Origin of the sequence: Alkalihalophilus pseudofirmus (genome assembly GCF_029094545.1) — a bacterium.
In the GTDB taxonomy this organism is placed as follows: domain Bacteria; phylum Bacillota; class Bacilli; order Bacillales; family Bacillaceae_D; genus Alkalihalophilus; species Alkalihalophilus pseudofirmus.
This window is the reverse complement of sequence record NZ_CP117835.1, coordinates 2,794,016-2,805,138: the sequence shown is the minus strand read 5'-3', so window position 1 is coordinate 2,805,138 and position 11,123 is coordinate 2,794,016. Positions and strand designations below refer to the sequence as shown.

General features: G+C 38.4%; 10 protein-coding genes. 8 read left to right on the top strand and 2 right to left on the bottom strand.

The features are described 5' to 3' along the window. Positions 1–43: 43 nt before the first annotated feature. Together PQ478_RS14950 and fdhD are read right to left on the bottom strand one after the other, a co-directional pair. Positions 44–274: a hypothetical protein gene (locus PQ478_RS14950; RefSeq protein ID WP_289234733.1), complete on the bottom strand. Its 231-nt coding sequence runs from the start codon at positions 272–274 to the stop codon at positions 44–46. 24 nt (positions 275–298) lie between these two features. Beyond that, positions 299–1,093: a formate dehydrogenase accessory sulfurtransferase FdhD gene (fdhD, locus tag PQ478_RS14945; protein ID WP_012959620.1), complete on the bottom strand. Its 795-nt coding sequence runs from the start codon at positions 1,091–1,093 to the stop codon at positions 299–301. Positions 1,094–1,643: 550 nt separating this feature from the next. Here fdhD and PQ478_RS14940 point away from each other — a divergent pair. The 8 genes from PQ478_RS14940 to PQ478_RS14905 all read left to right on the top strand — a co-directional run bounded on the left by PQ478_RS14940 (position 1,644) and on the right by PQ478_RS14905 (position 11,119). Then, positions 1,644–4,001: an FdhF/YdeP family oxidoreductase gene (locus tag PQ478_RS14940; protein ID WP_289234732.1), complete on the top strand. Its 2,358-nt coding sequence runs from the start codon at positions 1,644–1,646 to the stop codon at positions 3,999–4,001. A 188-nt stretch (positions 4,002–4,189) separates the two neighbouring features. Further along, entirely contained in the window at positions 4,190–6,376 is a 2,187-nt protein-coding gene (locus tag PQ478_RS14935; protein WP_289234731.1) for a malate synthase G, read from the top strand. A 179-nt stretch (positions 6,377–6,555) separates the two neighbouring features. Continuing rightward, a complete protein-coding gene (locus PQ478_RS14930; RefSeq protein ID WP_289234730.1) occupies positions 6,556–6,852 on the top strand; it encodes a rhodanese-like domain-containing protein in 297 nt (98 codons plus the stop codon). 49 nt (positions 6,853–6,901) lie between these two features. Beyond that, positions 6,902–7,138, top strand: a complete 237-nt coding sequence (locus tag PQ478_RS14925; RefSeq protein WP_289234729.1) for a glutaredoxin family protein — start codon at positions 6,902–6,904, stop codon at positions 7,136–7,138. A 38-nt stretch (positions 7,139–7,176) separates the two neighbouring features. After that, positions 7,177–7,572, top strand: a complete 396-nt coding sequence (locus PQ478_RS14920; protein ID WP_012959605.1) for a DsrE/DsrF/DrsH-like family protein — start codon at positions 7,177–7,179, stop codon at positions 7,570–7,572. Between the two features lie 43 nt (positions 7,573–7,615). Then, the gene (locus tag PQ478_RS14915; RefSeq protein WP_289234728.1) at positions 7,616–8,743 is read left to right on the top strand and encodes an MBL fold metallo-hydrolase; all 1,128 of its coding nucleotides are present in this window, start codon (positions 7,616–7,618) and stop codon (positions 8,741–8,743) included. Positions 8,744–9,214: 471 nt separating this feature from the next. Beyond that, positions 9,215–9,751 carry a hypothetical protein gene (locus PQ478_RS14910; protein WP_075680909.1) on the top strand — a complete coding sequence of 179 codons (537 nt, stop codon included), beginning with the start codon at positions 9,215–9,217 and terminating at the stop codon, positions 9,749–9,751. Positions 9,752–9,925: 174 nt separating this feature from the next. Further along, positions 9,926–11,119 (top strand): MFS transporter, encoded by a 1,194-nt coding sequence (locus PQ478_RS14905; RefSeq protein WP_289234727.1) that lies wholly within the window; start codon positions 9,926–9,928, stop codon positions 11,117–11,119. The last annotated feature ends 4 nt before the right edge of the window (positions 11,120–11,123 follow it).

Here is an 11,123-nt window from a genome sequence, read left to right as displayed (position 1 = left end):
AGTCTTTACCATAATTAGGTAAAGACTTTTTTGTCAGCAATACTTACTTCCTAGTTAGTTGCTTTAATTTCTCATCCCGCATTTTTTTCTCCTCTTCTGATGCTAAGTCATACTTCTTTAAAAGGTGAAAGAGTTCATTTAATTCTAGTTGGCTAGGCTTAGATTGTAAAAACACGGTGCACTGTGAGTACACATCTTCAGGAAGGTATTCCTCTTGTGATCCTAATTTATTTTCTACATCTTCAAGTGGATGATCTAATTTACAAGAACTCATGTTAAGTTCCTCCTTATTCGTCATTTATGAATCAAGTACAATTCGTTCTGGGTGAGAATAAATATTAAAAGACTGCCCGCGAATAAAGCCTACTGCGGTAATATTCAAATCGTGTGCTAACTCAATTGCTAAGTTTGTAGGAGCAGATTTTGATAGAACAATTCCAACGCCTATTTTGGCCGCTTTTGTTAAAATTTCAGAGGAGATTCGGCCGCTGAAAACGAGAATTTTATCTTTTACTGGAATTCCATTTAACAATGAATATCCATACAGTTTATCTAGTGCATTATGCCGTCCGATGTCTGAGCGGCTGACGATTAATTCATCAGCTGTACATAATGCAGCATTATGTACGCCGCCGGTATCCTTAAATACATGACTGGATTCCTGCATCAGCTTCATTAAGTTTATGCATTGCGTGGCTTTAATGGTCATGTTAATCATGGACGTCTTAGCCGTTGTTACGTCATTTTGGAAATAGAATTGTCTGCTTTTGCCGCAGCATGATCCGATAAATCTCTTTGAAAACAGCTGTTGGTTTTTTACCTCTTTTGAATGTAAGTGAATATAGGCAAAGCCACGGTTTTTATCGATTGTCATGTCTTTAATTTCTTTTTTAAATCGAATGACGCCTTCTGATGCTAGGAATCCGATCACCATCTCCTCAAAGTCACAGGGACTGCATACCATCGTTGCGAATTCTTCATTATTTATAAAAATGGTTAAAGGGAATTCGATCGCTATTTCATCTTCTTGTTCTATAAATTCGTGATGACTGTATTTAATGATCGACCTAGATGAACTTAGAGATTCGCTCAATTCCTTCTCCCCCTTTCGTGATCAACTAAAGCTGATTAAACTGACTTAGTCATTTAAAATAAGAACGCTACAAATATAAACATAATCTATAAATCTGACAAGTCTTAATGATTAGTGAAAAAGTAAATTTAATTGTTTGGTGGATATTTATTCTGCATAGATATTGAATTTTTTTTGAATTAACGGTATGATTTAAATAAATTCATTAGTCTGTAACATTTGAAATCCTGAGATAGCGCACCTGTCTTCAGTTTTATTTGACCAGACATTGTAAGCGATTTCTATTATGGGGGAGTAGGACCCACAAATACAGTCCTCAAAAAGATTTTATTAAAAACGAACTTGAAATGAATATATTCATAGTTGGCTTGGCACTTAGCAGCGATCCTGTAAAAGACTAACCACCGTTCTCGTCCATGATCTTGGATAGTTCGGTGGTTTTTTGTTTGATTACTGCAGTGTGAGGATTTGATTACTGCAGTATGAGGATTTGATTACTGCAATGGGATGAAAAGCAACATGTTAAACGTAATCTTAGGAGTGAAACAATATGGGAAAAACAAAACACCAAGGCCCTATTAAAGGAACAAAAATGCCGCAGCCCAAACATTGGGTAAGCCCGATACCATTTGGACTTGGAAAAGTGAAACCAAAACATATTAGAGATTCGATGAAAATTGCTTGGGAAAATAAAGATAATATTGGATATGCGACTAGAATCTTAACAAAAGGGGTGTGTGATGGGTGTGCTCTTGGGGTTTCAGGCATGTTCGACCAAACCTTAAAAGGCCCGCATATGTGTACAACACGACTTAACGTGTTGCGCTTAAATACCGCTCCGGCTATTGACGAGGAAATTTTGCATTCAGATATTGATGAATTAAGAAAATATGACAGTAAAGAGCTGAGGAAGTTAGGGCGTATTCCTTATCCGCTTATTCGCCGCAAAGGAGAAAGAAAGTTTTCTCGTTTAACATGGGACGATGCAATGGATATGATTGCAGATAAGATGAAACAGCTTAATCCGAGACAATATGGTTTTTATCTTACATCAAGAGGGATAACGAATGAATCGTATTATGTAGCAGCTAAAACGGCCCGCTTTTTAGGCACGAATAACATTGATAATGCAAGTCGTATCTGTCACTCTCCAAGTAAAACCGCGCTTAAACGTTCGATTGGCGTAGGAGCTTCAACTTGTAACTACCAGGACTGGTTCGGAGCAGACGTATTATTATTTTGGGGCAGTGTAGCTTCAAATGCATCTCCAGTTTCTACAAAATATATGTTAGAGGCTAAAAAGCGCGGGGCAAAAATCATTGTAATTAACCCGTATAAGGAACCAGCAATGGATAAATATTGGGTTCCATCTAATGTAGAGTCTGCTTTATTTGGTACAAAGCTTGCAGATGATTTCTATCAAGTAAATATTGGCGGAGATATTGCATTCATGCAGGGGATTATGAAGCATTGGTTTGAAATGGAGGCCATTGACCCAGGCTCTGCGATCAACCATGAATTCGTTCAGCAGCATGTAAATAACTTTAAGGAATTAAGAGATCATGTTCAGACTCAATCTTGGGAAGAAATCGTAAAATCTTCTGGGATTACAAAAGAGAGAATCATTGAGCTCGCAGAACTTTTGGCAAAAAGCAAAAATGCAGTCTATGCATGGGCGCTGGGACTCACTATGCACGCTTTTGCTTCAGACAATATTTCTCAAGTAGCAAACCTAGCTCTTCTTCGTGGTCATCTTGGACGTAAATATAATGGACTGATGCCTTTCCGTGGTCACTCCTCCGTTCAAGGGTCAGGTGAGATGGGGGCAGATCCGTTTGTCTTGCCTGGCGGGGATTTTGTGGAAGAGAACATTAATCGTATGGAGAAAATTTGGGGATTTGAAATTCCGAAATGGCAAGGTGATGTGGTAGGTGTTACGTTAGAAAATATCGTTCTTCCAGAAGACCATGAGCGTAAAATTAAACTTTATTATATGTCTGGCGGTAATTTCTTAGAAACAATGCCTGACCCGGATTTCATTGAGAAAGCTTTATCAGAATTAGAAATCCGAGTACATCAAGATATTATTTTAAATACTTCAACACTTGTAGATGCAAAAGAAGCGGTCATTGTATTGCCGGCAAAAACACGTTATGAGCAGGACGGGGGCGGCACGTCTACCTCTACAGAACGTATGGTATACTTCTCGCCAGAAATTGAAGGGAATAAAAATCGTATTGAAGAAGCCCGCTCTGAGTGGAAAATCTACGTAGACTTAGCCCGCCGAGTGAAGCCGGAGACTGCTCATTTAGTAGACTTTAAAACGGGGCAGGAGATTCGGGATGAAATGGCGGTCGCCAACCCGAATTACGAAGGTGTGCAAGACTTGAAGAAGCAAGGCGATGTGTTCCAGTGGGGCGGAGCGTGGTTGTGTGAAGATGGAATTTGTCCTACTCCAGACGGTAGAGGGAGCTTAATTCCAGTAGAAATACCTGATATGGGAAAAAAGGAAGGCAACTTTGTATTAACGACACGCCGCGGGAAGCAATTTAACTCAATGGTCTATAAAGAAACAGATCCATTTAATAATGCTGAGCGGTATGACGTGCTTATAAATGCGAAGGATGCACAGGAGTTAAGAATTGCCCAAGGAGAAGGAGTTGTTGTTTATAATGATTTCGGAGTCTTCCAAGGCAAGGCAAAATATGCGGACATTACACCTGGAAATTTAGGCGTTCATTTTCCTGAAGGCAACTTCTTATTACCTAAAGGGAGATATGAAAAGCTTGCTAAGATTCCTGATTATAATGTAGCTGTAAAAGTAGAAAAAGCAGACCGCTATAATGCACGAAAAGATACCAAATATGTAGAGAAGAAGATTGATGACTTAGAAATGACGGTCGGTTAATCTAAGTAACACTGTATTTGCTTAAAGCAATTACAGTGTTTTTTTATACATGATTCGAGGCAAATGTAAAAATTATCCCACTTTATTGTCAGAATTCTTTATTTTTCAAGTGATTTGTTATACAATAAAAAAGTAATGTTATATAACAGTCGGGTTCGTAGATTTATATTTCAAGGAGGCAGATTCATATGACTAAGTATTTGAAAGTTGGTAATTTGCAAGTAGCACCAGTTCTTTATGAGTTTATTAATAAGAAGGCTCTCCCGCAAAGCGGCGTCAATGAACAAGAATTCTGGTCTGGTTTGGAAACGTTAATTACTGAGTTCGCACCAGGAAATAGACAACTGCTTGACGATAGAGAGGACCTCCAGCAAAAAATCGACAATTGGCACAAGGAAAATAAAGAAACATTTGATTTTAATCAATATAAAACGTTCTTACAAGAAATTGGTTATCTTGAACCGAAAGTAGAAGAGTTTAAGATTACAACAGAGAATGTGGATAATGAAATTGCGCTGCAAGCAGGTCCTCAACTAGTTGTACCAGTAAATAATGCACGGTATGCCTTAAACGCAGCTAATGCGCGCTGGGGAAGTTTATATGATGCATTATATGGTACAGATGTGATTTCTGAAGAGAATGGTCAAGAAAAAGGGAAGGCATACAATCCTGTACGCGGTGAGAAAGTCATTGCTATGGCTAAGGAATTTCTAGATGAAACAGCTCCATTATCTAACGGGTCGCATAAAGATGCAGAAAAATATACAGTCGAAGGTGGAACGCTGGTTGTACATAGTAATGGGGTGACATCTGAATTAAAAGAGTCATCACAATTTGTAGGGTATCAAGGGACAACAGAAGACCCGTCTATTCTGTTGCTAAAGAACAATGGTCTTCATTTTGAGATACAAATTGACCGAGAACATCCTATTGGGAAAACGGACCGAGCAGGAGTTAAAGATGTGGTGATGGAAGCTGCAATTACAACCATCATGGATTGTGAAGACTCTGTTGCAGCAGTTGATGCAGAAGATAAGGTAGGCGTTTACACGAATTGGTTAGGGTTAATGAAAGGTGATTTAGAAGAGACCTTCACAAAAGGTGGTCAGTCTGTAACACGTGCTCTTCAAAAGGATCGCAACTATACAACAGCCACTGGTGATACATTGACACTTTCCGGAAGATCACTTATGTTCGTTCGTAATGTAGGACACTTAATGACGAATAATGCAATCCTTGATGAAAATGGTAATGAAGTGCCTGAGGGTATTCTAGATTGCATGGTTACAAGTTTAATTGCGAAGCATGACCTGCTTAATAACAGCAAGGTTCAAAACTCTACTAAAGGTTCCATTTATATTGTAAAACCAAAAATGCACGGGTCAAAAGAAGTGGCATTCTCTAACCAATTATTTAACCGCGTAGAGGATCTGTTAGGCCTTGAACGTCATACGATTAAAATTGGTGTTATGGATGAAGAACGTCGTACATCCCTCAATCTTAAAGCTTGTATAAAAGAAGTTAAAGACAGAGTGGTATTCATTAATACTGGTTTCTTAGATCGAACAGGTGATGAGATGCACACATCTATGGAAGCAGGTGCGATGATCCGTAAGAATGATATGAAAGGGTCAACTTGGCTGCAGTCTTATGAGAAATCGAATGTTAATACAGGGCTCGATTGCGGATTGCCAGGGCGTGCTCAAATCGGCAAAGGAATGTGGGCAATGCCAGATCTTATGGCAGAGATGCTTAAACAAAAAGATGGTCAGTTAAAGGCAGGAGCGAACACGGCTTGGGTGCCTTCACCAACGGCAGCTACTCTGCATGCTATGCATTACCATAAAGTAAATGTGGCAAATGTACAAGAAGAATTGAAGAGTACGATTCAAGACTTACAAGATCAAATTTTAGACATTCCTCTTGCAAAAGAAACAAATTGGAGTGCAGAAGAAGTGCAACAAGAGTTAGACAATAATGCTCAAGGGATTTTGGGCTATGTAGTCCGTTGGGTAGAGCAGGGTGTCGGTTGTTCTAAAGTTCCGGATATTAATAATATCGGCTTAATGGAAGATCGTGCGACCCTGCGTATATCAAGCCAGCACGTAGCAAACTGGCTGCATCATGGAATTTGTTCCAAAGAGCAGGTGTTAGAAACGTTAAAACGTATGGCGAAGGTTGTAGATCAGCAAAATGCTGGAGACCCTACTTATCGTCCGATGGCAGATGACTACGAGAACTCCGTTGCTTTTCAAGCAGCACTTGAGCTGGTATTAAAAGGATGCGAACAGCCTAGCGGGTACACGGAGCCTATCCTTCATAGACGTCGTATTGAATTTAAAGAAAAAGTCGCTAGTGTAGCTCAAACAAAATAACAGGCTATATGGTTCATGAAAATGCGTAGGGGAGATATCCCTTACGCATTTTTCATGTGTAAGAAAAAACTTTTATTTTTTTGTTGACAATATACCTAATGGGGTATAATATAGTCATTGAAGGCAGCACACAACTTAAAATAAATAAATAATGATTAAATAAAAAGGGAGGGTCACTTATGAAAGAAATGACTGCAAGAGAAGTTGAATCACTATTAATGAAGAAAGCACCACTAAATATTATTGATGTGCGTGGAGTGGATGAAGTGGCTGAAGGGAAAATCCCTGGTGCCCTTGTAATTCCTTTAGGGTTGCTTGAATTCCGCATGCATGAATTAGATAAGTCTAAAGAGTATATTATTGTATGTAGATCAGGTGCTAGAAGCGGGCGTGCCACGCAATTCCTTTCAGAGCGCGGATATCAGGTAACCAATATGGTTGGTGGGATGATAGCGTGGAATGGAGAAGTAGCATAAATTTTTTTGGAACATAATATACCCTATTGGGTAATAGGGGGCGTTAATTTTGAAGGGTGTTACAGTCTATACGACAAATAGATGTCCATATTGTGTTATGTTAAAAAACTTTTTGAATGAATTTCAAATTACTTTTAAAGAAGTAAACGTGGAAGATAAGCCTGAATTAATGCAGCAGCTTGTAAATACGACAGGTCAAATGGGAGTTCCACAAACAAACATCAACGGTAAGTGGGTTATTGGGTTTGATCCAAATGAAATTATGAGTTTGATGAATAAAGTTTAATCATAAAATTCAAATTAAAAACTAGGGGGAAATTTTAAATGAGTAATAAAGTAGCTATTATCGCAAGTAATGGTGGAATGTTTGATGCATACAAAGTATTTAATATCGCTACAGCAGCAGCTTCAACAGATCAGGAAGTAGCCATCTTTTTCACATTTGAAGGATTGAATTTGATCCATAAGGAAGCACATAAACAATTAGCTATGCCAGAAGGAAAAGAACAAATTGCTGAAGGGTTCAAGGAAGCAAATGTACCAGGCATCCCAGAATTAGTAGAGATGGCTCAAGAGTTAGGAGTTAGATTTATTGGTTGTCAAATGACGATGGATGTAATGGGACTTGAAAAGAAAGATTTTGTAGATGGAATTGAAGTTGGCGGAGCGGTAACCTTTTTAGAGTTTGCTAAAGATGCCGACGTAACGTTAACATTTTAATTAAAAAATTTTACTATTAATTATACTATAGGGGGTAACTTGAATGTCAGTAAAAGCGATGACTGCTAAAGAAGTAACAAGAAAAGTAATGGACAAAAAAGAACTATTTATTTTAGATGTACGTAACGAAGGAGATTTTGCTGATTGGAAAATTGAAGGAGAAAAGTTTGAGTACCTAAATATCCCTTACTTTGATTTGATCGATGGGGTAGAGGGTATTATGGATAAACTGCCAAAAGATAAAGAGATCCTAGTGGTCTGTGCAAAAGAAGGTTCTTCAATCATGGTAGCTGAGATGATTCTAGAAGCTGGCTTAAATGTATCCTATCTTTCTGGCGGTATGAAAGCTTGGAGTGAGCATTTAGAGCCTGTGAAAGTTGGGGAGCTAAGTAATGGCGGAGAGATGTATCAATTTGTTCGTATTGGAAAAGGGTGCTTATCTTACATGGTTGTCTCTAACGGAGAAGCAGCTATTATCGATGCAACGAGAATGACAGATATTTATATTGACTTCGCTAGTGAGATAGGAGCAACGATTAAGCATGTATTCGATACACATCTTCATGCTGACCATATTTCAGGCGGCAGAAAAATCGCTGAGGCTACAGGTGCAGCTTACTGGCTTCCACCAAAGGATGCTGAAGAAGTTATTTTTGAATATCATGCACTACAAGATGGAAATGAAGTGAAGATAGGGGATACAAAAATTAATATTCACGCCTTATATTCACCTGGTCATACGATTGGTTCTACATCATTTGTAGTCGATGAAAAATACCTATTATCTGGTGATATCCTATTCATTGACTCAATAGGCAGACCAGATCTTGCTGGAATGGCAGAGGACTGGGTTGGCGACTTGCGTGAGAGCTTATACGTTAAGTACAAGGAGTTATCTGAGGAATTAATTGTACTGCCTGCTCACTTTATGATTATTGAGGAATTAAATGCAGATGGAAGCGTAGCTAAGAAGTTAGGGACTTTATTTGCAGAGAATCATGGCTTAAATATTGAGGATGAAGAGACTTTTAGAAAGTTAGTAACTGAGAATCTTCCCCCGCAGCCTAATGCATACCAAGAAATTCGTCAAACAAATATGGGGAAAGTAACTCCTGATGTTGACGAACAACGTGAAATGGAGATCGGCCCTAACCGCTGTGCCGTTCGCTAAGAACACTTTAATAGCCCCGCTGCCTAAGCAGCGGGGTTTTCATTTGGGACATGGATTAAAGTTTTTTGGGCTTATTCATTAAGTAACGTGAAAATGAAAGTATAGATAGGATGAAAAAAACACCAGTTAAAATGACGAATAGGATGCTTATATTGTGATTAAAAAGCAATCCGATTCCACTAATTAAGGCGGCAATAAGGTAAATAATGCAATAAAATAGATGTTTGTTTACATTTCGGAACATACCTGATTCCTCCTCCTTTTATCTATCCCTTACCCATGGTTCAAGTGGAGCTAAACAGGGTATTAACATTTACAAATTATTATATGAATTAGATTTTCCTTCCAATATACGTTTATATGATTAATAATATAGGTATAGGGGTAAAGAAGGCATCGGTATCGGTATTCATATATTAATGAATCTACAATCATGTTGAGCCAAAGAGATATCGGAAAAGGAGGACCGTGATGGGTAGACTTAATACTTATTCACCTCGCTTTATCAGTAATCCCGTGGACTTAGTAGCAGAACATAAAGAAAAATTAGTAGCCTTGACAGGGAAAACGATTGAAAGTATATGGATTGCTTGGGATCATCAAAGTAATAGGTGGTTGAGAGAAATGCCTGTGATTATTGAGGCAGGGAATGAGCAAATTGAGCTTTGTGCAAATCGGATTGGCGAGTATTCAATCACCTTTAACACAATTAATTTAGAGTTCGCACCTTCTAGTATGCAGATATCATGGGAAGAGAACAAATTAAATGAAATACATAGAGTATTAAATCAAGAGATACGATCAATAGAAATGATTGAAAGCACGGTTCATATCTCCTGCCTTAAAGAAGATCAATTAAGTGGAAAGGTAGCGGTTGATTATGTGATTGACGGGATTGGATTTAATTTAGAGCGGGGGTATTTAGCAGTGTGTAATGGGCTTGATGAAAATATTATTTTAACAAGTAATGACTTTCATCAAACCATAAAATGTACAAGTATCAAATGATTTGGTCCTAGTGGTGTCGTGCGCTAGGGCTTTTTTGCTGTATATTTGCAGGAATAGTCATCTTGCCCGCGAATTATCTAAGGATGGACTATATAAATAAAAAGGCGCCTAAAGGGGTGTTTACATCTGAAGATACAAAAAAGCTCTGTTATTTTATTTTTATTGTTTTTGACGATGCTTGCTAGTCTTGGATTTGGCCGCTTTTCTTTAGGAGCCATTTTACCTTTTATGAAAGATGGAATAGGTCTAGATTACAGGCAGATCGGCTTTGTCGCCTCTGCTGCTTTTATAGGGTATTTGATAAGTGTAGCTGTTGTAGGTTACTTTGTCGTTAAGATTGGTGCAAAAGTTGTCATTAACGTCTCCCTTACGATTATTATTGTCGGGATGCTTATTAATGCCAATGCAGCAAATTTCTTTGTAGCTGTCGTTGGTGTGCTTCTTTTAGGGATAGGCTCAGGCGGTTCTTCTATACCAGCAATGGGCTTAGCTGGAAGCTGGTTTTCAAATAAAAACAAAGGAATGGCGATAGGGATTGCAATGGGCGGCCTTGGAGTCGGGATGGTCATAAGCGGTATACTTGTTCCACAAATCGTTCGTGAGAGTGCGGAGGGTTGGAGAGACAGCTGGTATATCCTAGCGGGGATTACTTCTATATTTATCTTGTTTAATGGGTTATTCTTAAAAAATGCACCAGCATTAAAACATCAGGTTCAACCCCCGATAAATAATGACCGTTCCTTAGATATGAATTCAACACCCTCTATTTATCGTAATAAAAGAGTGTGGACAATAGGATTTATATACTTATCTTGGGGATTCAGTTATTTAGTATTTTCTACTTTTTTAGTTGATTATCTTATGTTTGATTTAGGTTACTCAAAAGAACGATCAGGGCTCTATTTCTCTATTGCAGGAGCGCTCAGTATAGCAAGCGGGTTTATATGGGGGACGATATCTGATAAATTAGGGAGAATGTACGCATTATCAGCTGTATTGCTGATTCAATTTACAATGCTTATCGCGTTATCTATTTCTATATCTCCATTATTGGTTGCTATTGAAGTAGGTATATACGGGCTTACTTTATGGGCCGTCCCAACGATTATGAATGCGGCTGTAGCAGATTTTGTTTCTCCAAAAGCTGTACCTATAGCTATGGGGTTTGTCACGATCTTTTTTAGTGTCGGCCAGATCATTTCTCCTTTAGCTACGGGGGTCATTATAGAAATGACAAATCAGTATTTTGGAGCACTTATTTTATCAGCATTTGTTAGTTTAATAGGGGGCATGACTTGTATGAAGATGCATCAATTCCAGCGAAAAAAGGATGTCTATTCATTTGAACAAGAAAAAGCACATTTGTAGCAGG

Excerpts from the sequence above, each read along its gene's own strand:
- PQ478_RS14950 (WP_289234733.1), bottom strand. The coding sequence starts at position 274 with ATGAGTTCTTGTAAATTAGATCATCCACTTGAAGATGTAGAAAATAAA.
- PQ478_RS14940 (WP_289234732.1), top strand. The coding sequence starts at position 1,644 with ATGGGAAAAACAAAACACCAAGGCCCTATTAAAGGAACAAAAATGCCG.
- PQ478_RS14935 (WP_289234731.1), top strand. The coding sequence starts at position 4,190 with ATGACTAAGTATTTGAAAGTTGGTAATTTGCAAGTAGCACCAGTTCTT.
- PQ478_RS14930 (WP_289234730.1), top strand. The coding sequence starts at position 6,556 with ATGAAAGAAATGACTGCAAGAGAAGTTGAATCACTATTAATGAAGAAA.
- PQ478_RS14920 (WP_012959605.1), top strand. The coding sequence starts at position 7,177 with ATGAGTAATAAAGTAGCTATTATCGCAAGTAATGGTGGAATGTTTGAT.
- PQ478_RS14915 (WP_289234728.1), top strand. The coding sequence starts at position 7,616 with ATGTCAGTAAAAGCGATGACTGCTAAAGAAGTAACAAGAAAAGTAATG.
- PQ478_RS14910 (WP_075680909.1), top strand. The coding sequence starts at position 9,215 with ATGGGTAGACTTAATACTTATTCACCTCGCTTTATCAGTAATCCCGTG.
- PQ478_RS14905 (WP_289234727.1), top strand. The coding sequence starts at position 9,926 with ATGCTTGCTAGTCTTGGATTTGGCCGCTTTTCTTTAGGAGCCATTTTA.